Annotated in this window: 25 protein-coding genes; 7 read left to right on the top strand and 18 right to left on the bottom strand. The window is 62.9% G+C overall.

Annotation, left to right across the window (positions count from 1 at the left end):
* Positions 1 to 3: 3 nt before the first annotated feature.
* Together HSEST_RS13450 and HSEST_RS13445 are read right to left on the bottom strand one after the other, a co-directional pair.
* Positions 4 to 1,245 (bottom strand): transposase, encoded by a 1,242-nt coding sequence (locus HSEST_RS13450; RefSeq protein WP_229121473.1) that lies wholly within the window; start codon positions 1,243 to 1,245, stop codon positions 4 to 6.
* Entirely contained in the window at positions 1,235 to 1,375 is a 141-nt protein-coding gene (locus tag HSEST_RS13445; protein WP_229121472.1) for a hypothetical protein, read from the bottom strand. The genes HSEST_RS13450 and HSEST_RS13445 overlap by 11 nt, the downstream gene beginning before the upstream one ends.
* A gap of 230 nt (positions 1,376 to 1,605) precedes the next feature.
* Between HSEST_RS13445 and HSEST_RS13440 the strand changes: the two genes are divergently transcribed.
* On the top strand, positions 1,606 to 2,214 hold the full coding sequence (locus HSEST_RS13440; RefSeq protein WP_229121471.1) for an MBL fold metallo-hydrolase: 609 nt from the start codon (positions 1,606 to 1,608) through the stop codon (positions 2,212 to 2,214).
* Between the two features lie 224 nt (positions 2,215 to 2,438).
* On the opposite strand, the gene HSEST_RS13435 is transcribed toward HSEST_RS13440, so the two are convergent.
* Positions 2,439 to 2,588: a 50S ribosomal protein L40e gene (locus HSEST_RS13435; RefSeq protein WP_229121470.1), complete on the bottom strand. Its 150-nt coding sequence runs from the start codon at positions 2,586 to 2,588 to the stop codon at positions 2,439 to 2,441.
* Between the two features lie 143 nt (positions 2,589 to 2,731).
* Here HSEST_RS13435 and HSEST_RS13430 point away from each other — a divergent pair, with 143 nt between their 5' ends.
* Genes HSEST_RS13430 through HSEST_RS13420 form a run of 3 tightly spaced genes read left to right on the top strand, consistent with a single transcriptional unit; the run spans position 2,732 to position 5,525 of the window.
* The gene (locus HSEST_RS13430; RefSeq protein WP_229121469.1) at positions 2,732 to 3,745 is read left to right on the top strand and encodes a phosphotransferase family protein; all 1,014 of its coding nucleotides are present in this window, start codon (positions 2,732 to 2,734) and stop codon (positions 3,743 to 3,745) included.
* 58 nt (positions 3,746 to 3,803) lie between these two features.
* Positions 3,804 to 4,619 carry an HVO_0234 family beta-propeller protein gene (locus HSEST_RS13425; protein ID WP_229121468.1) on the top strand — a complete coding sequence of 272 codons (816 nt, stop codon included), beginning with the start codon at positions 3,804 to 3,806 and terminating at the stop codon, positions 4,617 to 4,619.
* A gap of 60 nt (positions 4,620 to 4,679) precedes the next feature.
* Complete coding sequence (locus tag HSEST_RS13420) at positions 4,680 to 5,525, top strand: ribose-phosphate diphosphokinase (protein ID WP_229121467.1); 846 nt, start codon at positions 4,680 to 4,682, stop codon at positions 5,523 to 5,525.
* On the opposite strand, the gene HSEST_RS13415 is transcribed toward HSEST_RS13420, so the two are convergent.
* From HSEST_RS13415 to HSEST_RS13385, 7 genes are all read right to left on the bottom strand, one after another.
* Positions 5,526 to 6,062, bottom strand: coding sequence for a type IV pilin (locus tag HSEST_RS13415; protein ID WP_229121466.1), 537 nt, complete (start codon positions 6,060 to 6,062; stop codon positions 5,526 to 5,528).
* Between the two features lie 59 nt (positions 6,063 to 6,121).
* Positions 6,122 to 6,583 (bottom strand): glutaredoxin family protein, encoded by a 462-nt coding sequence (locus HSEST_RS13410; protein WP_229121465.1) that lies wholly within the window; start codon positions 6,581 to 6,583, stop codon positions 6,122 to 6,124.
* Positions 6,584 to 6,627: 44 nt separating this feature from the next.
* On the bottom strand, positions 6,628 to 7,464 hold the full coding sequence (locus tag HSEST_RS13405; RefSeq protein ID WP_229121464.1) for a GAP family protein: 837 nt from the start codon (positions 7,462 to 7,464) through the stop codon (positions 6,628 to 6,630).
* 80 nt (positions 7,465 to 7,544) lie between these two features.
* Positions 7,545 to 8,336: a 23S rRNA (uridine(2552)-2'-O)-methyltransferase gene (locus HSEST_RS13400; protein ID WP_229121463.1), complete on the bottom strand. Its 792-nt coding sequence runs from the start codon at positions 8,334 to 8,336 to the stop codon at positions 7,545 to 7,547.
* Between the two features lie 127 nt (positions 8,337 to 8,463).
* The gene (locus tag HSEST_RS13395; RefSeq protein WP_229121462.1) at positions 8,464 to 9,150 is read right to left on the bottom strand and encodes a hypothetical protein; all 687 of its coding nucleotides are present in this window, start codon (positions 9,148 to 9,150) and stop codon (positions 8,464 to 8,466) included.
* A gap of 11 nt (positions 9,151 to 9,161) precedes the next feature.
* On the bottom strand, positions 9,162 to 9,845 hold the full coding sequence (locus tag HSEST_RS13390) for a helix-turn-helix domain-containing protein (RefSeq protein ID WP_229121461.1): 684 nt from the start codon (positions 9,843 to 9,845) through the stop codon (positions 9,162 to 9,164).
* A gap of 450 nt (positions 9,846 to 10,295) precedes the next feature.
* Positions 10,296 to 11,474 (bottom strand): aspartate kinase, encoded by a 1,179-nt coding sequence (locus HSEST_RS13385; RefSeq protein ID WP_229121460.1) that lies wholly within the window; start codon positions 11,472 to 11,474, stop codon positions 10,296 to 10,298.
* 163 nt (positions 11,475 to 11,637) lie between these two features.
* Between HSEST_RS13385 and HSEST_RS13380 the strand changes: the two genes are divergently transcribed.
* The gene (locus HSEST_RS13380; protein WP_229121459.1) at positions 11,638 to 12,027 is read left to right on the top strand and encodes a hypothetical protein; all 390 of its coding nucleotides are present in this window, start codon (positions 11,638 to 11,640) and stop codon (positions 12,025 to 12,027) included.
* 22 nt (positions 12,028 to 12,049) lie between these two features.
* On the opposite strand, the gene HSEST_RS13375 is transcribed toward HSEST_RS13380, so the two are convergent.
* Complete coding sequence (locus HSEST_RS13375) at positions 12,050 to 14,629, bottom strand: heavy metal translocating P-type ATPase (RefSeq protein ID WP_229121458.1); 2,580 nt, start codon at positions 14,627 to 14,629, stop codon at positions 12,050 to 12,052.
* Positions 14,630 to 14,719: 90 nt separating this feature from the next.
* Positions 14,720 to 15,301, bottom strand: coding sequence for an AsnC family transcriptional regulator (locus HSEST_RS13370; RefSeq protein ID WP_229121457.1), 582 nt, complete (start codon positions 15,299 to 15,301; stop codon positions 14,720 to 14,722).
* 128 nt (positions 15,302 to 15,429) lie between these two features.
* On the opposite strand from HSEST_RS13370, the gene HSEST_RS13365 reads away from it, so the two are divergent.
* Complete coding sequence (locus HSEST_RS13365) at positions 15,430 to 15,627, top strand: heavy-metal-associated domain-containing protein (RefSeq protein ID WP_229121456.1); 198 nt, start codon at positions 15,430 to 15,432, stop codon at positions 15,625 to 15,627.
* Between the two features lie 69 nt (positions 15,628 to 15,696).
* On the opposite strand, the gene HSEST_RS13360 is transcribed toward HSEST_RS13365, so the two are convergent.
* Positions 15,697 to 15,936 carry a hypothetical protein gene (locus HSEST_RS13360; protein ID WP_229121455.1) on the bottom strand — a complete coding sequence of 80 codons (240 nt, stop codon included), beginning with the start codon at positions 15,934 to 15,936 and terminating at the stop codon, positions 15,697 to 15,699.
* Positions 15,937 to 16,583: 647 nt separating this feature from the next.
* On the opposite strand from HSEST_RS13360, the gene HSEST_RS13355 reads away from it, so the two are divergent.
* On the top strand, positions 16,584 to 17,594 hold the full coding sequence (locus HSEST_RS13355) for an AAA family ATPase (RefSeq protein ID WP_229121454.1): 1,011 nt from the start codon (positions 16,584 to 16,586) through the stop codon (positions 17,592 to 17,594).
* A 13-nt stretch (positions 17,595 to 17,607) separates the two neighbouring features.
* Here HSEST_RS13355 and HSEST_RS13350 read toward each other — a convergent pair whose 3' ends face one another.
* The 5 genes from HSEST_RS13350 to HSEST_RS13330 form a co-directional block, all read right to left on the bottom strand.
* Positions 17,608 to 18,198: an IMP cyclohydrolase gene (locus HSEST_RS13350; protein ID WP_229121453.1), complete on the bottom strand. Its 591-nt coding sequence runs from the start codon at positions 18,196 to 18,198 to the stop codon at positions 17,608 to 17,610.
* Between the two features lie 112 nt (positions 18,199 to 18,310).
* Positions 18,311 to 18,646: an ArsR/SmtB family transcription factor gene (locus HSEST_RS13345; RefSeq protein WP_229121452.1), complete on the bottom strand. Its 336-nt coding sequence runs from the start codon at positions 18,644 to 18,646 to the stop codon at positions 18,311 to 18,313.
* 68 nt (positions 18,647 to 18,714) lie between these two features.
* A complete protein-coding gene (locus tag HSEST_RS13340) occupies positions 18,715 to 18,957 on the bottom strand; it encodes a thioredoxin family protein (protein ID WP_229121451.1) in 243 nt (80 codons plus the stop codon).
* A 43-nt stretch (positions 18,958 to 19,000) separates the two neighbouring features.
* Positions 19,001 to 20,167, bottom strand: a complete 1,167-nt coding sequence (locus HSEST_RS13335; protein ID WP_229121450.1) for a permease — start codon at positions 20,165 to 20,167, stop codon at positions 19,001 to 19,003.
* A 146-nt stretch (positions 20,168 to 20,313) separates the two neighbouring features.
* Positions 20,314 to 22,566 (bottom strand): PAS domain-containing protein, encoded by a 2,253-nt coding sequence (locus HSEST_RS13330; protein ID WP_229121449.1) that lies wholly within the window; start codon positions 22,564 to 22,566, stop codon positions 20,314 to 20,316.
* Positions 22,567 to 22,571: the final 5 nt, after the last annotated feature.

Genomic DNA, 22,571 nt, shown 5'->3' with positions numbered 1-22,571 from the left:
CAGTTAGTTACTGGCAGTGGGTTTCGACCCGAACTCACCGAGCGTCATCTGCTCTGATTGGCTCTGCTCGGTGTGGGTCGTGGTGCTGTCACAGGCACTCCCATCCCGAGGCGAGTCATTGCCTGCCGGTTTCAGCGGCACGCTCTCTCCCCACGGGTCTGCCCGCTGTGCGATATTGATAGCGCCGTTTATATCTCCCTCAAACGTCGTGATGTGGCACTCGTCGTTCGTACAGTGGAACACTCCGCCACTGTCTCGGTAGCCGATGTGACCGCACTCGTGGCACGTCTGCGACGTGTATGCGGCGTTCACGTATTCGACCGGGATACCAGCCTCTCGCGCTTTGTCCTCGATACGGCCCTGCAACCGAGCGAACGCCCATGCGTGGAGTCGCCGGTTCATGAATTTGCCGCAGTCCAGCGATTCGCGGATGTAAGTCAGGTCCTCCATCACCAGCACCGGCTTCTCGAATTGCCGGGCGTACTCGACAGCCTGCCGAGACGCCTTCTCGACAATATCTGTCAGGGCGTTTTGATAGTGGTCGAACCGCTCGTCTATGCGCCACTCGGCAGCGTCACGCTCTTGCAGTCGTTTCAGCGTCGTGTGCATCTCTTTGCGGAGATGCTTGGCACGGCCCCCGTCACACACAAGCGGGCGGGTCGGTGAACCGTCTGTGAGGGCACAGCCCATGATAAGCGACGATTCACCAATGTCCAGACCGATGTGCGTCACGTCGTCGCTCTCGGTATCGTAGTCGGCGTCCTCGACGGCATACTCGACAGCGATGTGTAGCGTCCATGATGTTCGATTCTGTATCAGTTGGAGTTGACCGGGCGACACATTTCCGTCCAGCAGGTCGGCCCACAGTTGCTCCTGTTCAGGATTGATGCGAAGCGGTATCCAGAAATTCGTCCCACGTCCGGGTTGCGGGACTTCCCACACGTAGCTGTGTGTTCGCTCCTCTGAGTAGTCGAAGCCGGCGGCACGGTTGACCATCCGTGTCGGGTGGTCGTCACTCAATTCCTGTGCGTCGTCTAACGACGGCACGTAGTTTTTGAGTGCGTCTTTGACCTGATACGGCAGGTCGTAGGGCGTCACAATGTCGTTGACTGCCGACTGCGTATTAGCGCCAGCCTCGAACGCTTCGTGTAGTCCCTCGTGATACAGGTCATGGAGTTCCTGTAGCTTTCGCTCTTTGTGGGCTGTCGGCGGCGCGAGTGTCGCTTCGAGCGTCTTAGTCGGCATCAGTGGCTTCTAATCCCTTCTCGATTAGCTCGCGGTATGCTCGCGGGTGGCGAAGACCGTTCTCACGGGCATACTCCTTGACTCGTTCGTGTAGGTCGCCGCCCCGCTCCATGTCTACGTCGGTTCGCACAGATATATGTAAGTACCCATGTAAGTAAACGCTTACGTCTGGTATTCAATCAGGCGTCAGTCCCGGCGGTTGTCGCCTGGAGCTTATGCGATTCCCTCCCGCCCTGTTCGTTCCTCGGTTCCGACTGAGCGTCGGAACACTCGTCACTCACGGGAAGGGCGGGATTCCCTCGCTGAATCAAGATGGGGACGACCGCCAGCCTGAAACGCGACCCGGCCGTGGGATCGTCTATGGATGTGTACAACGTCACGGCCGACGCGGAGACGTTCACCGCGAACGCGTATCTCGCCGTCGGCGACCGGACGACGCTGGTCGACGCGGGCGCGATGGACGGCGTTGTCGACGTCGTCGCCTCTCACACGGATGCTCTCGATGCCGTCGTCCTGACCCACCAGCACGGCGATCACGTCGCCGAGCTGGGTGCCGTCGTCGAGGCATTCGATCCCGACGTGTACGCCTACGCCGACCACCCGCTCCGGACTCACGCCGTCGCGGACGGCGAGACAGTCACCGTCGGCGACGAGTCCTGCGAGGTCGTCTTCACGCCCGGCCACGCCGACGATCACGTCTCGCTCGTCGGCCCGTCGTCGCTGTTCAGCGGCGACGTCGTCGTCCACGACGACGGTGCGTTCGACTACGGTAGCTTCGGCCGGACCGACCGGCCGGGCCAGTCACGCGAGCGACTCATCGACAGCATCCGCCGACTCCTCGATCGAATGCCCGATAGCGTCGAGCACATGTACGCCGGGCACGGGTCGGTCTTTCACGGCGACGTCCGCGATGTCGTCGAGACCGCGCTCGAACGCGCCGAGCGACGCGACCCGAAATATCCAGACTGAGACGGTCCGCTGTCAGTCCGTTCCACATCGACCGTCCACAGTCGAAGCAACAAATCGGCACAGCTGTCTGGGACCCGGGACCGACCGCTCACGTCGATTCACTGCGAGAACGGGCAGAGATGGCCGTGATGCAGTATCCTGCACGAGCCAGCGACTGCGGGGATCACCAGTACTGGCTGATCGGTTGTGACCGAGTGACGACCTGTCGAAGCAATCGAGCTGCGTTATACCGTTCGCGGCTCTTTGGCCTTCGGTCGGAGGTTCTTGTAGCCGCACTTGCGACACTGGTCGGCACGCTCGGGGTTGCGAGCGTTACAGCGCATGCAGATCTGTTTGTCGAGGATGCGTCCCTCAGCTTTGTCGAAACTGGCCATGGTGACTGTTCCTTTCGTACCGGCGCGTTTAAAGGTTGCTTCCTTCGATTCCGTCGATGCACCCTGAAGATGTGACGCGTGACCTCCCCGCATGGAATTCGATATGGGCAACATTCACTTAGGGGGTCCGCATACGTACTATCGTGTCCTCTCCCGCAGCGAACATCGAGGCTGTGCTCGAGGAATCCGGACCGGACTACGAGGACTTCACCTACGAGCAGCCGACGGGCGGGAGCCAGAGCGCCGTCTACATCGTCTCGCTGAGCTATCAGGGCGAGACCTACGAGGTCGTCGTGAAGTTTCAGCCCAACGACGAGGCGACGTTCGCGCTCGAGCCGCGACTCCACGAGTACGTCGCCGACCGGACGTCGCTGCCGGTGCCGCGCATCCTCGTGTTCGAACCCTACCCGGACCGTGACGTCCCGCCGTATTTCGTCACCGAGCGCATGCAAGGCGAGAGTCTCTCGGATCAGTTCGACGGTCTCGACGCCGATCTACAGGATCGTATCATGACACAGGTCGGCGAGATCCTGGGCGAACTCAACTCGACGATCGCCTTCGAGGGGTTCGGCTATTTCGGGCTCGACGACGACCGTCTCGTCGTCGAGAACCTCACCTGGGACTGGCGGGAGTTCTTCGAATCGTTCACGCGGCGACACCTCGATCGTCTCGAATCGACGCCGTTCGACGACTTGCGCGACCCTGCGGAACGCGCGATCGACCGCTCGATCGAGACCATCCCGACCACCGCGACGCCGCGGCTCGTCCACGACGATTTCCGCCCGGCCAATCTGACGTTCGATCCCGATGCCGACCAGCCGATCAGGGCCGTTCTGGACTGGCAGAACGCCCTCGCCGGTCACCCCGAGTACAACGTCGCTCAGGCGGAGTTGCTGTTCGTCGATTCGGTCGTTCGCGATCCCGACCGGCGGGCGTCGCTTCGCGACCGGTTCCACGAGGGGTATCGGGACCATCGGGAATTCCCCACCGAGGACGGCTACGATCGCCGCCGCCCCCTGTATCAACTCTCGACGCTGTTGTGGCGGATGGGCGGGTTCGAGCAGGCCTTCGCCGACGCCGGCGGGCTCGCCGAAGCCCGTGCCAAGGCGTACTACCGCGAACAGTTCGAGCACCTCGTTTCCGCGCTTTCGGAGTGACCGATCCGGTCGCGCCGATGTCGACACGTTTTCGACGCTCTGTCGCGCGTTCACGCGTATGGGAGAACTCGAGGAAGACCGGATCTACGCCGACACGCTCGGCAAGACCGACGTCTACGTTGCGGCGGGGCTCGGCGTCGTCGAGGTGTCGGTCTCGAACGACCGTATCGGACAGTTCAAACTCCACCATCGCTGTACGGCCCGCGATATCGCTGCCTACGGCACGGACCTGCTGGTCGCGACCGACGAGGACGTGCTCGCGATCGATCCAGCCGATGACGAGCCGACCGTCGAGTCGCTGGGCTTCGGCCCGGCTGTGGCGGTCGGCGGCGGAGACGCACCCCTCGCAGCCGCGCCGGACGGGACTGTCGCCCGTGCCACCGACGAGGGGTGGACGGAACTGGGCACCGTCCCGGAGCCGCGAGCGATCGACTGGCCGCTCGTCGCCACCGCTGACGGCGTTTTCCGGGCCGACGGGAGTCTCGAGCACGTCGGACTGGACGACGCCCGGGACGTGGTCGGCGGGCCGACGCCGTACGCCGGGACGACTGACGGACTCTATCGACTCGGACCGGGCTGGACGCGTGAACTCGACGCCGACACGTCGGTCGTGGCCGCCGCGGACTCGCGAGCGCACGCCGTGACGGCCGACGGGCTGTTCGAAACTGCGGGCGAGGGCTGGCGCGAACGCGAGACGCCGACGGACGAACCCATCGTCGATGTCGGCTATATCGCCGACGGCGGCGTCGTCGCGATCACCGGTGCGGGGCGGTTTCTGGTCGATCCCGCGGCGGCCAAAGACGGCGCCAGCGGATGGCGCTCACGCGCGCTCGGGCTCGACGAGACGGCCGGGTTCGCGATTCCGGAACAGTAGCCCGGTCACCGACGTCTGAATACCGAAAACGGGTTTATCCCGGCCCGCTTGCGACCGCGTATGATCGTCAGCGGCTCGCACTCCCAGATCCTCTCGGCCGAACTCGCCGCCGTCACCGGCCGATCGCTCGCCACCGTCGAGTACGATCGCTTTCCCGACGGGGAACTGAAGGTCCGTGTCCCGGACCCCCCAACTGATCAGGCGGTCGTCGTCGCCTCGACGCCAACCGGCGACGCCCATCTCGAACTCCTGCAACTGCAGGACGCTCTCCGGGAGGCCGGCGTCTCCGAGATCACTACCGTCCTGCCGTACATGGGCTATGCCCGCCAGGACAAGGTCTTCGAGACCGGCGACCCGATCTCCGCGCGGGCGATGGCGCGTGCGGTCTCGACGGGGACCGATCGCGTGCTGACGGTCAATCCCCACGAGCGGGGCGTGACCGACTTCTTCGACGTGCCCACGACCGCAGTCGACGCCGCCGGCCGACTCGCCGAGCCGCTGGCTGACCTGGCCGAACCGGTCTTCGTCGCGCCCGACGAGGGGGCGATCGATCTCGCCGGGACTGTCCGGGACGCCTACGGCGGCGGCGAGACCGACTACTTCGAGAAGACTCGCCACTCCAGTACCGACGTCGAGATCGAACCCCGCGACGCCGACGTGGCCGGCCGAGACGTGGTGCTCGTGGACGACATCGTCGCCACCGGCTCGACGATGTCCGAAGCCGTGGCCGCGATCGGCGAGCGCGACGCCGCGCGCGTGTTCGTCACCTGCGTCCACCCGATGTTGGCCCGCAACGCCGTGCTCAAGCTGTCAGCCGCCGGCGTCGAGGCGATCTACGGGACCGACACGCTCGAACGCCCTGTCAGCGAGGTCAGCGCCGCGCCGGCGATCGCCGAGCAACTGTGATCACCGGGCTGTGAGTTCTTGCTCGATCACGACCGCGTTTGTCGGGACGTGGATCACTCGGACGGTGACGGTGTCACCCCTTGTGAGGCCACACTCCCCGTCGGGGATCCGGAATTCGATTTTCTCACCTGCAGTGAACGATTCTGATTTTAGCGCACCGAGATCCCACGAATAGCCCGTATCGTAACGATTATCGAAGATATCGGTCCCGTTGATGTTCGACTGCTCGATCTTGTTGCTTTCGAGCGGCAAGTTCACTAGCCGGCCGCGCTGTGTTCGACCACTGCACGTCGCAGCTACTGCGACTTCCATCTCACTGACAGGGATATCGTCGCCTGCAACGTGGCTGATGGTCACTATCCGTCCGTCGTTCCCACTCTGTGCGCTGAACTCTCCACTGGACTGGCCGACAACCGGCGCTGTCTCCTCGACTTCCTCGCCGAAATCGAAGACGAACACCGAGATCGTCGCCGCGAGGATGACGGCGATCGCGACCAGCAGGATCGTCGAGACGACCGGTGCGACGGCGCGGTCCATCTATCGGTTTCTTGCACTCTCAACTAAAGAACATTTCGCACGCAACAGTGCTGTCCTGCTCAGCTCGTCGTTTCGTTGACCGCTGGACAGCGGACAGTCTTGCCCGACTCGATCGCATTGACGATCAGTTCGATTGCGGGTCGGTCGCCGATGGCGTACTCCTCGCCGACGAGCACGGCGGGGACGGATCCGCGATCGGATTCGGGCACGTCGTAGGCTTCGAGATACCGATCGAAACGAGCAGGTTCCTTCCGGACCTCGTATCTCTGCACGGTGAGATTCACGTCGTCGGGGACGGCAGCGAGGAATTCTTCGACGTTTCCACAGTGCGGACAGCCCGGCGAGTAAAAGAAGACGACACAGACGCTGGTGTTGTCCTCGGTCGATAGCTCTGAGACATCCACGTCCCAGTCCGTGTCGTCGCTCGCTGTCGGGTTCTGGACGTACACGAGCGTGCCGGCCACGATACCGCCCATCATCCCGAGCGCGATCGCCAGTCGTATCGCCTCTGACCGCTCCATAGGGGCAAATATTTCCGACTATTCGAATAATCTGCCGATTCCGGTCACACGATCCCGGCCACGAGCGCGACGCCGAGGGCGAAGAGGATCACGCCGGCGACGAAATGCAGCCGTTCGACGTTCTCCTCGCGCCAGTCGCCGATTTCATCGACGGTCGCGAACCCGCCGTAGACGACGAGCGTGATGGCGACCATCGGCAGGACGAACACGAGGTTATACGCTGCCAGCAGCGGCAGTGACGTTGACCAGGGGTAGGGCGCGAGCAGCCCACCGGCGACGAGGTACGGGCCGGCCGTACACGGCAACAGGAACAGCGTGACGCTCACGCCGGCGAGAAACGACCCGATGACGACCGAGCGGAACCGCCAGAGCGGGTCGGTCAGATAGCGTTGCATCGACGGGCGCCACGAGCGAGGCACCTCGAGGACGAACCCGCCCGCGCCGTGGCTGATCCAGTCCTTGAAGTTCAACAGCCCCATCACGATCGCGAAGAGTCCGAACACCTGCCGTAGTCGCTCGAACTGGAGAGCACTGACGACATCGGTCGTCGACTTCAGCCCGGCAATCAACAGCGCGCCCAGCACGGCGTAGCTGGCGAATACTGCCGCCGCGAACGCGAGCCCGGCCCAGAGCGTCTGGTCTCGCTGTTCGGGGTGGCGCGTGAGTATCGTCGTCAACAACACGAGCAGGACCGCCAGCGCACACGGATTGACCGCGTCTGCGAGTGCCAGCCCGGCGAGATAGCCGATCGTCAGGTCGCTCGCACTCGAGGTTGCAAGCGGAGTTACCCCCGTGCTGCCCGCCGACGCGCCCGTCAGGACAGGGACGGCACCGACGACGGCCAGGAAACCGAGTGGGGTCACGAGTCCCCGTGAACGCATATCTAGTCCGTTCCCGAATTACCACGAAGAAACTACCGATATTTTGCTTCGGGCACAGCGAACGACCACGGAGCGGACAGCTACTCGACCGGCTGGGCGAAGGCGTAGCGCGGTTTCACGTCGTCGATCCGGATGGTCGCGGTCTCGCCCTCCTCGACGCCGGCGACGAAGACCGTGAACCCGTCTACCTTGGCGATGCCGTCCCCGTCGCGGCCGGTGTCGACGATCTCGACCTCTCGCGTGTCGCCTTCCCGAACCGGCGCGGTGAGCCGTCCTTTGCCGACGAGATAGACCTCCGAGGACTCGTCACGGGTGGCGTCCGGACGGACCCGGCGAGCGTACTCGAACTCCCGCTCGACGTCGGCTTCGAAGTCGTCCAGATCCTGTCCGTCGAAGACCTTCGCGACGAAGTCCCCGCCGGAATCGAGCAGATCGAGCGCGACCTCGAACGCCTGACGCGCCAGATGGACCGACCGGGCGTGATCGAGTTCGTACTCCCCGGTGACGTTCGGGGCCATGTCCGACATGACCAGATCGGCCGGGCCACCGGTCCCGTCGTCGGCGCCGAGTCGCTCCCGAATTTCGGCGTTCGTCGCGTCTTCGGTCATGTCCCCGCGGACGTATTCGACGGCCGCGCCCGGATCGTCCAGCTCGTCGATCCGCTGGCGGTCGACGCCGACGACGCTCCCGTCGGGGCCGACTCGCTCGGCGGCGACCTGGAGCCACCCGCCGGGCGCGGCACCGAGGTCGATCACGGTGTTGCCCTCGCCGAGCAGCCCCGCAGTCTCGTCGAGTTGCTTGAGCTTGTAGGCCGACCGGGCGCGATACCCCTCCTGTTTGGCCTTGTTGTAGTACATATCTCGTCCGGTCATGTGTTCCTCCTCGCGTTCGGCGTGGGAGCCACAGGCGAAATAGCGTTCATATACAGTGAAACGCGGTCGAACCTGAAATGCACGTCGGATGGATTGTCGCCGACGCCGATCCTGCCATCATTCCCGCTCAGAGTCTGTCGAGTTGGGTTCGCAAGAACTCGATCAGTTCGTCGATATTGTCCTCCGGGAGTTCCGTCTGCTGGAATACGCCCTTGAACGAGTCCGCGAACTCGTCGCTTTCGAGTTCCGCCAGTACGCGTTCGATTTGCTCGATCAACTGGTTCGGATTCCCGCGATGGATGTGTTGTTCGATGCTGTCGAGATCTGCCTCGGAACCGACGATCACCAGATCTCGCGCATCCGCGAGCCGAGCGCTGTGGAGCTTGAGCGCGAACAACAGTGCCGGCTCGGGAATCCGAGCAGTCAGCCCCTCTGCTACCTCGAGAGACTCGACAATGCTGTGTTCGTGGAGATAGCGGTACGACCATTCCGCATCGGTCTGGCGACAGCGAAGTGCGTCGACGAGTGCGTCAAATTCGACCGCGTTGTCGCCAACCGTTTTTTCGTACCGGACGATTCGTCCCTCGTACACGTTTGCCACGTCGTTATCGAACGCTTTGCTGTACCCCATTTCGCCGAGGAAGGCGTCGTACGCGTCGAGTTCTGTTTCAGGGATCACCATATCGACATCAGTAGTGAATCGAGTCTGAAACGCCGAGATTGCCCATCCTCCGACGAGTACATACGGTAGGTCTTCGTCCTGTACGGCGCGGTGTGTGTCGACGAGCTCGACTTGACGCTCTTGGAGACTCATTGGTGACCCGTTCAGTCAGTAGTCATCTGGTCGTGGTGACTCGCGTTGATGTCCACGTCGTGCTCGTCGGCGATCATCTCCAACGCCGGCTCGTACGCCGGACGGGTCTCCATCATCTGACTGACCGCGTCGTCCAACGGAATCACGGGGTTGCCGTCGACCCACTCGATCTCAATGTCATCTGTCTGCGGGAACAAGACGTAGTGGACGCTTCCATCAACATCGGCCGCGTCCGGACGTTCATCCACGGTCGTGTCGACCCCGAACCGCTCGAAGAACTCGATCCACCGATCGATGTCGCGCTCGTGAACCTCGATAAATACGGGGTAGTCGTCGTGGGCTCTGGCGATCTGGAATCCGCCGTGCGTCCAGACGTAGGCGGCATCGATCTCCGTGTAGGCGAACTCCATCCCGGCGAAGTGGGGGATCACGTACGCATCCTCCTGTGAAACTTTGTCGCGGGTGTACAACGTCCCCATCATCTCCTCGTAGCGCCGTCGCATCTCGTAGTCACGAACTCGGATTCCGTTATCTGTATTCGAGATAATCTCTTTGGCGTCTAATCGGTCGATCCAGTCGTAGACCCACGAATACGACGTCCCGATCTTATTCGAGATTCGGTTGATAGAATCCCCACGCTGGGCCGCCAAGACGATCTTCGCAGCGGTGGGATTTATGAATTCGGTCGTCGTCATTCTCTATCTAGTTATCTCGAACGAGATGATATCTAATGAATCCATCGGCGGACTCTGAACGGAGAAGAAGGACTGATCACCACCGATAGGCTGTATCGACTCTAATTCACGAGTTAGTCGAGGCGCTGGACGGGCTTGGAGGAGCCGAATCGTCGTTCGAGGAACGCGTAGAAAATCGAGGTATCGCCATCGCGATATGCTCGGCCGAGAAGCGACCGTGCCGGCGTTCAGTTAGCAGGCACAACAGACCGGGACGAATAGTTGTAGTATTTGTCTTTGCCGCTCATGGCTGTTTCACCGCATTCGATGTCGAAATCGCAAGCGAACTGGCGTTCATACCAATTGAAACGGGGTCGAACCGGAAATGCACGTCGGATAGCGTGTCCGATGATGTGCTGCCGCGCTCCTCCAAAAACGACGCGGATCCATCAACGCCGGGTCGAACCCCGCTCAAAACTCTTTCTGGACCAGCTGTAGGGCCTGTTCGCGGTCGTCCCATGGCACGAACACCGACACCGACGTCGCGGATGTGATCACGTCGTACAGTTCGATGTGGGCGTCAGCGAGCGGATCGACGACGCGCTTGACCCCGCCGTTCTCGTTGGAGAACTCCCCGCCGGTCACGCGGACGACCGCGATGTCGTCTTCGACGGTCACCGACGAGAGCGTCTCGTCCTCGACGACTTCGTCGTGCAACAGCGCCTCGGCCTCGTCGGCATCGGCGGCGGCAACGTAGAACGTGATCGAGTCCATTCCCGAGGAGTTGGCCTCGATATTGATTTCTTTGTCGCCCAGACACGATGCGAGATCGCCCAGGATTCCCGGACTATTCCGAATCGCTCGACCGGCGATCGTGACACACGCCAGTTGTGTCTCCTCCAGGTCGATCAGGCTCTCGAACTGTCCCTCGATGGTCGTGCCGCCCGCCAGCAGGTCGTCGTGCTGGTAGTGGACGACCCGAACGGAGAGGTCCGCGTCCTTGTAGGATAGCGCCGACGGGGCCACCACCTCGGCCCCCCGAAACGAGAGGTTCCGGAGTTCGTCGACGGTGATCTCGCTGACGTTGCGTGCGCCTTCGACGACGCGTGGGTCGCCGGTCATGACGCCCTCGACGTCGGTGACGATGACGACCTCGTCGGCGTCCATGTACTTGCCGAGCATGACGGCGCTGGTGTCGCTGCCGCCGCGGCCGAGCGTCGTCACGTTCCCCTGGTGGTCCTCGGCGAGAAAGCCCGTGATCACCGGGACCACGTCGCCGAGTTGCCCGGCCAGCGCGTGCGCTCGGCGGGTCGTCTCCTCGACGTCGACCTCGCCGTGTTCGTCGGTGATGATCGGCCACTGATCGCTGCCGGGTTCGAGAAACATCGCCTCGATGTCCCGGGCCGCCAGTGCCGCCTTGAGCATCCGAACCGAGGTCCGCTCGCCCATCGAGACGATCTGTGCACGGTCCGCCTCGTCGGTCTCGAACTCAATCTCCTCGATCAACTCGTCGGTCGTGTTCCCCATCGCCGAGGCGACTACCGCCACCTCGTGGCCCTGTTCGACTGCTTTGGCGATCGAGTCCGCGGCCCGATTGATCCGGTCGCCGTTGCCCAGGCTCGTTCCGCCGAACTTCGTGACTACGCGCATCCCATCACCTGCGCTGTGTGTGCGTGACTCATTACCCCGCCATATCCCGTCCCCGGGAATAACTGTGTTCATTCGCGCCTCGAACCCGTCCCCTTCGGAGTCCCCTTTCGTGGTGTATGCTGACAGCCAACAATATAAGTGCGACGCAGCCGACGGATCGGATATGCAGGTCCGCGACGCTGTTGAGGCCGACGCCGGCCGACTGGCCGAGTTGACCGCCGCTCCGAGGGACGTCATGCGCAACCTGATCCACGACCGCACGGTTCGCGTCGCCGAGATCGACGACGAGATCGTCGGGTTCGTGAGTTTCGACGCCCGCGAGCGGACCGTCCATATCACGCAGATGGAAGGCACGGCGGACGCCTGCTCGCGGCTACTCGAAGAACCGATGGGCTTTGCTGCCGGTGAGGACATGGCCGTCGAACTGTTGCTCCCCGAATCCAACGACACCGTACAGGCGGCCGTCGACGACGCGGGATTCGAACGCGACGGCACCGGGCCGACCTTCGACGGGACGCCCACGGTCCGGTTCAGGTACGATAGTCATCGCTGAGGGATCGACGGCCGGCGCAGTCCTACCGCCGCAGCCGACCCAGTAGCCTGTAGTCCCGATCGGGAGTGTATGCCCGGAACAGCAGGCTGTTGGTCAGCACCGAGACGCTGGAGAAGGCCATCGCCGCGGCCGCCAGCACCGGCTGGAGCAGTCCCAGCGACGCCAGCGGGATCATCATCGTGTTGTACCCCAGCGCCCACAGCAGGTTCTGCTTGATCTTCTGCAGCGTCGCGTCAGAGACCCTGATGGCTTTGAGCACGTCCATCGGGTCGTCTCTCATTAGCGTCACGTCGGCAGCCTCGATGGCGACGTCCGTGCCCGAGCCCAGTGCCGTCCCGACGTAGGCGACCGCCAGCGCCGGCGCGTCGTTGACGCCGTCGCCGACCATCATCGCCTGCCGGCCCTCGTCCTGGATCGCTTCGACGGCGTCGGACTTGTCTTCGGGCAGGACCTCCGCTCGGACGTTCTCGGGGTCGATCCCGACCTGCTCGGCGACCGCCCGCGCGGTCCGCTCGTTGTCGCCGGTGATCATCATCACGTCGATGTCGCGCTCCCGGAGAGCGCTCACGGCCGCTTTCGCGCTCGGTTTGACCGTGTCGGCGTCGGCGACGACGCCAGCGAGCTCACCTTCGTAGGCGACTAGCATCGCCGTCTTCCCCTCGTTCTCGAGTCGCTCCATCGTCTCGGCGGCCGGCGAGGGATCGATCCCGTTCTCGCGAAGCAGCTTCCGGTTGCCGACCAGCACTTCGCGACCGTCGACGGTCGCCCGGATCCCCTGCCCGGGGACGTTCTCGAACGCCTCCGGATCGCCCACGTCGATGCCGCGCTCGCGTGCGCCCTCGACGATCGCCTGTGCGAGGGGGTGTTCGCTGGCGCTCTCAGCGATCGCCGCAAGTCGGAGCAGTTCGTCCTCGTCAGGCCGCTCGCGGGCCGTGAGCGCCCCGCCGTCCGCGACGGCGTCGTCGACTGCGTCGAGCGCGATCACGTCGGTCAGCTCCATCTCGCCTTCGGTGAGCGTCCCGGTCTTGTCGAAGACGACGGTGTCGACGTCTTTTGCGCGTTCGAGGACGTCACCGCCCTTGAACAGGACGCCGTTTCTCGCGCCGATCGCCGTGCCGACCATCGTCGCCGCGGGCGTCGCCAGCCCCAGTGCGCAGGGACAGGCGATCAGCACGGCCGAGGCGAACACGACGACCGCGAACTCGAAGACTGAGACGCCGCCGCCGGCGATACCCGGCCCGCCGGCGACTAGCCCCCACAGCGGCAGTGAATCGACGAAGCCCGCCAGCGCCTCGGGGAACAGGAACCAGACCGTCCCCCACAGCAAGGCGTTCGCGATGACCGCGGGCACGAAGTACGCCGAGATACGGTCGGCCAGATTCTGGATCTCCGGCTGGCGCGACTGGGCTTCTTTGACCGTCTGGACGATCTGCTGGAGCGCCGTGTCGGCGCCGACTTTCGTCGCCTGGACGGTGAGGGCGCCGTTCTCGTTGATCGTCGACCCGACGACTTCGTCGCCCTCGCTCTTCTCGACGGGGACGCTCTCGCCGGTGACCATCGACTCGTCGACCGCGCTCTGGCCGTCGACGACGACACCGTCGGTCGGGATTCGCTCGCCCGGTCGGACCTTCATCAGGTCGCCGACCTCGACCTCCTCTAAGGGGACCTCCCGTTCGGTCCCGTCGCCAGCGATGATCGTCGCCGTCTCGGCTTCCATCTCCAGCAGCTTCCGCAGTGCGTCGCTGGCCTGCCCTTTCGAGCGCGCTTCGAGGTAGTTCCCCAGCGTGATGAACACCAGGATGAACGCCGCCGTGTCGAAGTAGAGACCGCCCGCGATCAGGCCCGTCAGCGACGCGATCGAGTAGAGGTACGCCGTCGAGGACCCCAGCGCGATCAGCACGTCCATGTTGGCCTGGCCGTTGGTCACGATCGCCTTGTAGGAATTCCTGTAGAACTGCCGGCCGAGCACGATCTGCACGGGTGTCGCCAGCAGGAACTCGACCCAGCCGATCTCGACGCCCAGAATCGCCTCGGGGAAGACGCTCCCGCCCAGCAGGAACCGGTCGAGCATGAACAGCGCGAACGGCAGGGAGAGCGCCGCCCCGAACAGTGTGAGCCTGCGCTGGTGCCGGATCTCTGCCGACCTGGCGGCGTCGCGAGCGCCCTCCTCTTCGCCGCCTTGCTCCCGGACCGGATCGTAGCCGGCCTCTTCGATCGCATCGTAGAAATCCTCCCTGCTGGACTCGGCCGGGTTGTAGGTCACCTGCGCCTCGTCGGTCGCGTAGTTGACGTCCGCCTCGATGACCCCCGGAGTCTCCTCCAGGGCGGTCGCGTTGGCCTGTGCGCAGTTGGCACAGGACATGTCAGAGATCCCGACTGTCACCGTCTCCGAGACCGCGCTGTACCCGGCCTCGTCGATCGCATCGTAGATCTCGGCCAGCGAGACCGCTTCGGGATCGTAGGTCACCGATCCCTCGTCGGTCGCGTAATTGACGCTGGCTTCTGCGACGCCCTCCAGTGACTCCAGGGCGTCCTGTACCGTCCCCGAGCAGTTCGCACAGGACATCCCCATGATATCGAGGTGTGTCGTTTGCGTACCCATTGCTATCTCAATATACGTCCTCCCCGCTTAGGCAGTTTGCTGCTTCGAGACCACGCTTCACAGGCCGGATTACTTTCGATCCCAAAGCAGCTATGCGCTCTCTTCGAACTGCCGGTACCGACTCTCGAAACGGTCCAGACAGGACGGACAACAGAAGTGATAGACGTCCCCGTCGATCCGAGTCGTCTCCCCCTCTGTATCGACCGTATTCCCGCACTCCGCACAGGTGAGTGCGAACTCCAGTCCTTCGATCGACGGCGTCCACTCGGCTTGCTCAACCAGGGTGACGCTGTAGGTGGCGTCGATACCATCCAGCAGCGATTCGACCCACGTTCGGACGTTCCGTGCCTCGGCACGGGCGTAAAACTGAACTCCACCCTCGGCGGTGACGAACACGTGTTCGACCGGGTCGGCCTCCCGAAGCCGTTCCCGAAGTTGGTCGATCGCCCCCGTCTGCACTCGGATCAACACCGGGACGCCGGCGCGCAATTCCGAGCGATCCACGTCGATCGTGAAGTTCCGGATGATCCCCGCCTCCTGCAGTCGCGTGACGCGATCGGAGACGGCCGGCCCGGACAGGCCGACTTCCTCGCCGATCTCGCTGTACGGTCGACGGGCGTTCTCCGCGAGTAACGACAGAATCCGTAGGTCCGTCTCGTCCAGGTCGCGCATACCGTTCGTTCGGTCGGTGGGTACTAGTATCCGTTGGCAGCCCCTTCGATTCACAAGTCTGGGATCTCTAACGCTTTCGGATCGAAGGAGAAACCGAAAAAGTATACCAGCCCCTACGTACGGACGCAATGAGTCTGACACTCACCGTCGAGGGCATGAGCTGTGAACACTGCGAACAGGCCGTCGTCGAGGCGCTCGAAGGCGTCGATGGCGTCAGTTCGGCGTCGGCTGATCACGAGGCCGACGTCGCCGAGATCGACGGCTCGGCCGATACTGCTGAACTGGTCGCCGCTGTCGAGGACGCCGGCTACGACGCCGCCGCCTAGCTCCCGCTTGCGAATATTTGACTGTTTGATCAACGAGCGTCGAATTCTCCTTCGTCCCAGCCGTCAATATCAGTGAGCACCGGCCTGGCCCTGTCCTCGTGAGACTGGCAGCGACGCCAGCGTGACGAGCACAGCGAGCCCGAACAACGTGATCAACACCGACTGCAGCAGGACGAACGCGAGTGCGACAGCGCCAACGAGCACTACCGCGATCAGCAATCGGAGCACGTGTACCGGTACGAACAACAACAGTGCCGCGGTGCCGACGACGCCGCTCCCCGCGACGACTGCGCGGGTCAGAACGTCCACGACCACGGTTAACGTCGGTCCCTGGAACATCATCGCACGTGGTCCGTTGACGTTTTATAATTATAGTCCATGATGATTAAAGCTAACGGCGGTGGGTCGGCCCAGATCTCGGCACCGACCAGTTCTATATATCGGGATATGATTTATTAGGTGGTTCGATGGCGACTGCTCGCTGTTGGGTGTGATTCCTCTCTCGCCTGTCGATCTCCGCTCCGGCAGCTGCATCCCGCGCGAGACTCGTCGAGTGACGCGCTATCGTCGCGACCAACCGGCCGGGATGTCATTCCGGCTTGGACTGCGAGCCACGGATGGGCTGACTAGCCGATAGGGCACTGTGCAGTTGACTGCAACTGCGGTCGTGAACGACGAACGGACGTTGGGGCTCAGGCAGATCTACAACGACCGACTTGCACCCTCTCTGACGCGCCCGGGCTGTCGGAACGATTCGCCGCTCTCATCTCCGGTCGATGTTAGGTAGCCCGGAGCAGTCGGCATTCCCGTAGAATCGGGGTACTGGTGTCCCGTCGTCCGGCAGATGTGGCCCTCCGATCGCCTCGAATAAATTGCGTTTCGATATATAGAACTCCGACACCCGCAGTGGCCGTCGCTCGCAGGATACTTCAACGCCGCCCGCGTACCACGGCCCGATGGACGGGCCGCTGTGGACCGCGACGCACGCGCCGGCGATCGAGGACTTGCCCCAGGAGACGGTGCGCGAGCGCCTGGGACGCGCTCGCGAGGAGCCGATGAACCTCTTCGTTCACGGGCCGAAAGGGGCCGGCAAGACCGCGGCCGTTCGAGCACTTGCCGCAGACGTTCACGCGGACGTCGAGAACGACTTCATCGAACTCAACGTCGCCGACTTCTTCGATCGCTCGAAGACGGAGATCAAAAACGATCCCCGATTCCGGTCGTTCCTGCAGGGGAAAAGCGGCCTCCCCAAGCGGGAGATGATCAACTACGTCCTCAAGGAATCGGCCAGTTACACGCCGATGGGCGGGGACTACAAGACGATCCTGCTGGACAACGCCGAGGCGATGCGTGAGGACTTCCAGCAGGCGCTGCGTCGGGTTATGGAGCAGTACTACGAGGCCACGCAGTTCGTCATCGCGACGCGCCAGCCGAGCGCGCTGATCGCGCCGATCCGATCGCGGTGCTTCCCGATCCCGGTGCGTGCGCCGACTCACGGAGAACTCGTCTCGGTCCTCGAACGGATCGTCGATGCTGAGGGCGTTTCCTACGACGCGGAGGGCCTGGAGTACGTCGCGGGCTACGCGAACGGTGACATCCGGACGGCCGTGCTGAGCGCCCAGACGACCGCCGAAGCCGAGGGCGAGATTACCATGAATACCGCATACGAGGTGCTGGGCGATATCGAGGCCGATGACGACGTCGAGGCGATGCTCGTCGCTGCCGAAGAGGGGCGGTTCGACGACGCGCGCTCGGCGCTCGACGACCTGCTGGTCGATGAAGGGTACAGCGGTGCGGAACTCATGGAGGCGATCCTCAGAACTGCCCGATCGCGTTACACCGGGCGGCAACTCGCCCGGGTCCACCAGCTCGCCGGCGAGATCGACTTCGACCTGGTTGAGGGGACTGACGAACGCCTGCACCTTTCACATTTCTTGGCGTCGCTGCCGGCGGAAACGCGTGTCTGACACCGGATCTGCTCTATTCGTTGACGATCGCCGTCTCGAAGCCGTCGCCGTCGACGGCGACACCAGCGGCACAGACGGCGTGCTCGAACTCCAGATCGTACGCTTCGCGAGCGGCCTCGGCGGCGTCGCTCGCCTCGAAGGCGAACGGCTCGGGACTGTCTTTCTCGTAGGTCGCAACTATGGTCGGCTCGGTGACTTCCTCGACGAGCAACGCGTCTCGCCGGACCGTTCCGATCACGGCGCTTTCGACTGTGGGATCGTCCTCCAGGCCGATGATGCCCGCGACTCGGGGCGTGTCGTAGTCGTCTTTCTCGAAGTCCAGCGCCAGCAGCGGTTCTGCGAGCGCGTCCCGAGCGGGGTAGCCCAGCTCGAGTTTCTCGGCGATGGGATCGACGTGACTGCCGTTGCCGACGACCGCACCTCGGTCGGTCACGCGCAGCCCGTTGTAGGAGATGTAGGGGTTGTCCGACGGCGGGGCGTCCGGCGTGGGTTCGATCGTGACGGTCCCGTTGCGAGTGATCGCCTGGCGGTTAGGAAACGATCGCGATGAAACGCGGTAGGCGCCAACCTCCGGGCCGACGACGACGAATCGTCCGACGTACATATCCCACCGTGCTCGCGCCGCTGACATGGTCGTGTCGGTCCCGAATCGGCGTGGCACTAACTAGCACACATTCCAGAATCGAGCGATCCAGGAATATTCGCCGGCCAGAGCGTCAGCACATACTCCGGACGATCTCGATGACGTCCTCGCCGCGCTCGGTCGGCCGGTAGGTCACGTAGTTGCCATCTCGATCCGCTTCGACGAGATCCGCCTCCTTGAGTTTCTTGAGGTGATAGGAGAGCTTCGAGTACTCGATGTCGAACAACTCGACCAGGTCACAGACGCAGAGCTCCGACTCGCCGAGCAGCCGCATGATCAGCAGCCGGCGGTCGTCCGAGAGTGCCTGGAAGATGTCGCGAGCGCTCTCGACGCTGCACGTCGCGGTCATCGACTCCAGATCCGACATTGTCTCGGGCGAGACCCGGTAGTCGTCCGATTGTGAGGACATCGTTGTTGGCTGACGATAGGGCCGGCACACAAATCAGTGTGTGCATCCGGCCAGCCGAAGCGATCGCCCTAGGCCGTCTCGAACAGGTCGACTAGCTGGTCGACGTCGGGAATATCGCCTTCGACGGCGATGTCACCGTCGACGGCGACGGCGGGCGTGTGCATCACGCCGCGATCGATGATCTCCATCTGTGCTTCGACCTTCTCGACGGTCGCGTCGGCGCTGCCGTCGAGTTGCTCGAGCGCTTTGTTGACGTTCTGTGCGGTCTTTTTGCACCTGGCGCAGCCAGGTCCGATGACTTCGATTTTCATAGGTTGTGTTGTGTGTGGTGTGAGTTGGTCGTGCGTCGATACGTCAGACGATCAGCAGCCCCCAGATCAGCCCTGCGACGGTCGCAGACACTGCCACGAGGCTGATATACAGGGCCGTCCGCTTGGTGCCGATGGTCTTCCAGATGACGAGCATGTTCGGCAGCGACAGCGACGGACCGGCCAGCAGTAGCGCCAGCGCGGGACCGTCGGCCATCAGGCCGTTGGTGTAGCCGAACAGCGACCCGATGATGGGCACTTCCAGCAGCGTCGGCATGTACAGCACCGCGCCGATGACCGACGCCAGACCGGAGGATAGCAGCGTCGTCTCGCCGAAGATGCCCTGGGTCAGCAACCCGGGCGCGACCTGGTGGGCCGTGAAGGTCTCGCCAGCGTCGGTGGTCACCGTCTCCAGCGGCCCCATTCCCTGAGCCATGGCGGCGATCGCGCCGATGATGCCGATGACGAACGTCCCGGCGATCAACAGCGGGAAGATCGCCTTCGTGAAGAACCACGTCTCCTGGAGCCACTCGTCGATCACGTCGCGGTCGAACTGCGTGTACAGCAGGTACCCCAGCAGCGCGAACCACGGCGCGAGCAGCGGAGCCTTGACTGCCCAGGAGAGCAGACCGGTCGCCGCGATCAGCAAGATCGCGACCTGACTGCCGAAAAAGCCGCCCGTCACCCAGAGAGGTCGATCGCGTTCGGCAACGACCTGGCCCCCGTCGGTGGCGACGGTCTGTCCCTCGGGGCTCTCGCTGTCGTCGCTGGTGCCGAACGCGAAGGCCATCGTCAGGCCGATCCCGGCAGCCATCACGATCGCGAAGAACGCTCGTGCGCCCCCGAGCGGCAGCCCGAGCACGCGGGCGGTGAACACGATCGCCAGGACGTTGATCGCCGGGCCCGAGAACAGAAAGGCTGTCGCGGGGCCGATCCCCGCGCCCTTCTTGTAGAGGCCGGCGAACATCGGCAGTATCGTACAGCTACACACCGCCAGCGCGATCCCTGACACCGACGCCAGCGAGTACGCCTGGAGTTTGGGTGCGTCGCCGCTGAGGTACTTCTTGATGAACCGATCCGACAACACCGCGGAGATGCCCCCCGCGATGAAAAACGCCGGCACTAGGCACGTGATGACGTGTAGCGTCAGGTACGACAGCGTTTCGTCGATTCCGGCCCGGATCACCGGCACGAGCACGTCGACTGGTGTCACGGTACGACCACCATTTCAAATCAATCTAAAACGCAGCCTCACATATAGCTACCGGTTTCAAAAACTATTGAAACAAAATTAATCGTGTCGAATACGGCGTGACGCGGTGATTATCCCCACCATCTGTCACTGTCTTGGGATATCGCTCACTCGACTGTCGGCAGTACCACGACGAACACGCTACCCTCCGGTTCGTTGTCCTCGACCCGAACCGCACCGTCATACTGGTCTACGAGGGTCTTGACGAGATAGAGTCCGAGCCCCGTCCCCGTGCTGTCGAGGCCCTGCTCGCCCTCGGCGAAGATCTGTTCCTTGTGATCGTCGGCGATTCCCGGACCGTTGTCCGCGATGCGTATTCGAACCGTGCCCTCGCTGAGGTGTCCAGATACCGTGATCTCGGGGATGTCTTTGTCGTTGTGGAAGATCGCGTTCGTCAGGATGTTCCGAAACACCACTTCCAGCATATCGTCTGCCAGTACTGCCACGTCAGGAATCGTCCCCTCGACGGCGACCGTCGCACGCTCGTGATCCGACCGGATCTGCTCGATCTGTCTTTCGAGTACGGGCCGCAACTCCACCGGAGACCGGTCCACGTCGGCCCGGAGCAACACGTCCGTGACGTCCTCGGCCATCTCCGAGATTTCCACTACCTCCTGACCCGCGTTGAGCACCCGGCGGGCGTACTCTCGATCTGTCTCGTCTGTAAGCGACTCCTGGAGTAACTCGGTGTAAGACACCATCACTGTCAACTTGTTCCGGATGTCGTGTCGCATCACCTTGTTGAGGAGTTCGAGCGTGTCTCGCTGTTCCTCCAGTGTCTGTTCGTACGCCTTGAGGTCGGTTATGTCACGCGCGTAGCCCAGCATTGCGTCGTCGCCACTCCCCGGGACCTGATACGGGATCTTCGTCGTCTGAAAGACGCGTACTTCGCCGTCGGCAGTCGTCAGCGTCTCCTCGGGTATCTCTTTTGGTTCTCCCGACTCAATCACGTCGATGTCGTCCTCTCGGAACTCGTCGGAATCGTTTGCCCCGGGCAGAATCTCGACCTCGCGCTTGCTCTCAACGTCCGCCGGAGTCAGCCCGTAGGCCTTGGCCGTCGCTTCGTTGGCCAACAGATACTCTCCCTCGCGATTCTTCGCGAAGATCAGGTCCGGCACCAGGTCGATGACTTTCCGGAGGTTCCGGCGTGCCGCCTGGAGCGCCTGTTCGTCCCTTTTCCGGTCGGTGATATCGGTCACGATTCCGACGATACGTCGGGAGCCGTCGTCGTCTTCGACGAGTTCGGCGCGTGCCTCTCCCCACAGTTTTTCGTCGGCTCCACTCTGGATTCGGTACTCAACTTGGAGCGGTTCCCCCGTCGAAACTGTCTGTTCGATCGCTTTTTCGACTGCCGGGATGTCGTTCGGATGAACGTACTCGGTGAACGCCTCGTAGGTTCCGTCGAACGTGCCGGACTCGACTCCAAACAGGCGCTCCATCGACTCAGTCCAGACAACTTCGTCAGTATCGAGGTCCCATTCCCAGACGCCGGTATCCGTTCCGGTGAGAGCAAGTGACAGACGCTGTTTCGTCGCTTCGAGTTCCTGTTCTCGTTGCTTCTGGTCTGTGATATCGGTCGAAACACCACAGACAGCCGTTACCTCGCCGTTCTCATCATAGACTGGCGATTTCCGCGTGAGTCGGACGGAGTCTTCCTCGGCTCCCTGGATTACCTCTTCTACCTCGGTCATCTCACCAGTCTCGATGACGTGTCGGTCGTCTGATCGAGCCCTTTCAGCGGTGTCCGCGGGGAAGAGTTCCTCGTCAGTCAGGCCGATAATGTCCTGATCTTCCACATCGAGCAGTTCGCGACACGCCTGGTTCATCAGGATATACTGGCTGTCGGTGTCCTTCAAGAACACTGCCGCAGACATCGTATCAAGTACCGTCTCGAACCGCCGATGCGTTTGCCGAAGTTCCCGCTGTTGTTCCTTTCGTTCCGTCACGTCACGGGCGACCCCGACGATCCCGCTCACGTCTCCGTCTTCGATGATCGGAGTGAGCTTCGTCTGCCAGTGTCTTGTCCCGCCGGGAAGATCCAGCGTCTCTTCGTACTCGATTGTTTCTCCCTGTTCGACACACCGGCGATAGCGCGCCGAAACCTCTGCGCCCTGTTCCTCACCGAGCAGTTCAGTCGGCGTCTGTCCGCGCATTTCGTCTTCGGAAATGCCGGTCTGTTCCTGGTGGGACGCGTTGTTCCGTTGGAACGTAAACGTATAGTCGCCGTCAGTTTGTTCGACATCGATCAGAAAGACCGCGTCCTCGATTTCGCAAAAGATCGTCTCGTAGACGTTTTCCCCGCTCTCACCGCCGATTTGAAAGCGTTCATGAGGGGAGTCCACATCAGAACTGTCTGACATATCGC

The organism is Halapricum desulfuricans (assembly GCF_017094465.1).
Taxonomy (GTDB): domain Archaea; phylum Halobacteriota; class Halobacteria; order Halobacteriales; family Haloarculaceae; genus Halapricum.
Note: the sequence above shows the minus strand (reverse complement) of the source record. Positions and strands in the feature narration are given on the sequence as shown.

What these genes read in the sequence shown, in the direction of transcription:
- HSEST_RS13395 (WP_229121462.1), bottom strand. Translation starts at nt 9,150, where the DNA reads ATGAGTCTCCAAGAGCGTCAAGTCGAGCTCGTCGACACACACCGCGCC.
- HSEST_RS13400 (WP_229121463.1), bottom strand. Translation starts at nt 8,336, where the DNA reads ATGACCGGACGAGATATGTACTACAACAAGGCCAAACAGGAGGGGTAT.
- HSEST_RS13385 (WP_229121460.1), bottom strand. Translation starts at nt 11,474, where the DNA reads ATGCGCGTAGTCACGAAGTTCGGCGGAACGAGCCTGGGCAACGGCGAC.
- HSEST_RS13420 (WP_229121467.1), top strand. Translation starts at nt 4,680, where the DNA reads ATGATCGTCAGCGGCTCGCACTCCCAGATCCTCTCGGCCGAACTCGCC.
- HSEST_RS13415 (WP_229121466.1), bottom strand. Translation starts at nt 6,062, where the DNA reads ATGGACCGCGCCGTCGCACCGGTCGTCTCGACGATCCTGCTGGTCGCG.
- HSEST_RS13390 (WP_229121461.1), bottom strand. Translation starts at nt 9,845, where the DNA reads ATGACGACGACCGAATTCATAAATCCCACCGCTGCGAAGATCGTCTTG.
- HSEST_RS13355 (WP_229121454.1), top strand. Translation starts at nt 16,584, where the DNA reads ATGGACGGGCCGCTGTGGACCGCGACGCACGCGCCGGCGATCGAGGAC.
- HSEST_RS13370 (WP_229121457.1), bottom strand. Translation starts at nt 15,301, where the DNA reads ATGCGCGACCTGGACGAGACGGACCTACGGATTCTGTCGTTACTCGCG.
- HSEST_RS13350 (WP_229121453.1), bottom strand. Translation starts at nt 18,198, where the DNA reads ATGTACGTCGGACGATTCGTCGTCGTCGGCCCGGAGGTTGGCGCCTAC.
- HSEST_RS13405 (WP_229121464.1), bottom strand. Translation starts at nt 7,464, where the DNA reads ATGCGTTCACGGGGACTCGTGACCCCACTCGGTTTCCTGGCCGTCGTC.
- HSEST_RS13440 (WP_229121471.1), top strand. Translation starts at nt 1,606, where the DNA reads ATGGATGTGTACAACGTCACGGCCGACGCGGAGACGTTCACCGCGAAC.
- HSEST_RS13380 (WP_229121459.1), top strand. Translation starts at nt 11,638, where the DNA reads ATGCAGGTCCGCGACGCTGTTGAGGCCGACGCCGGCCGACTGGCCGAG.
- HSEST_RS13365 (WP_229121456.1), top strand. Translation starts at nt 15,430, where the DNA reads ATGAGTCTGACACTCACCGTCGAGGGCATGAGCTGTGAACACTGCGAA.
- HSEST_RS13425 (WP_229121468.1), top strand. Translation starts at nt 3,804, where the DNA reads ATGGGAGAACTCGAGGAAGACCGGATCTACGCCGACACGCTCGGCAAG.
- HSEST_RS13330 (WP_229121449.1), bottom strand. Translation starts at nt 22,566, where the DNA reads ATGTCAGACAGTTCTGATGTGGACTCCCCTCATGAACGCTTTCAAATC.
- HSEST_RS13375 (WP_229121458.1), bottom strand. Translation starts at nt 14,629, where the DNA reads ATGGGTACGCAAACGACACACCTCGATATCATGGGGATGTCCTGTGCG.
- HSEST_RS13410 (WP_229121465.1), bottom strand. Translation starts at nt 6,583, where the DNA reads ATGGAGCGGTCAGAGGCGATACGACTGGCGATCGCGCTCGGGATGATG.
- HSEST_RS13345 (WP_229121452.1), bottom strand. Translation starts at nt 18,646, where the DNA reads ATGTCCTCACAATCGGACGACTACCGGGTCTCGCCCGAGACAATGTCG.
- HSEST_RS13340 (WP_229121451.1), bottom strand. Translation starts at nt 18,957, where the DNA reads ATGAAAATCGAAGTCATCGGACCTGGCTGCGCCAGGTGCAAAAAGACC.
- HSEST_RS13435 (WP_229121470.1), bottom strand. Translation starts at nt 2,588, where the DNA reads ATGGCCAGTTTCGACAAAGCTGAGGGACGCATCCTCGACAAACAGATC.
- HSEST_RS13450 (WP_229121473.1), bottom strand. Translation starts at nt 1,245, where the DNA reads ATGCCGACTAAGACGCTCGAAGCGACACTCGCGCCGCCGACAGCCCAC.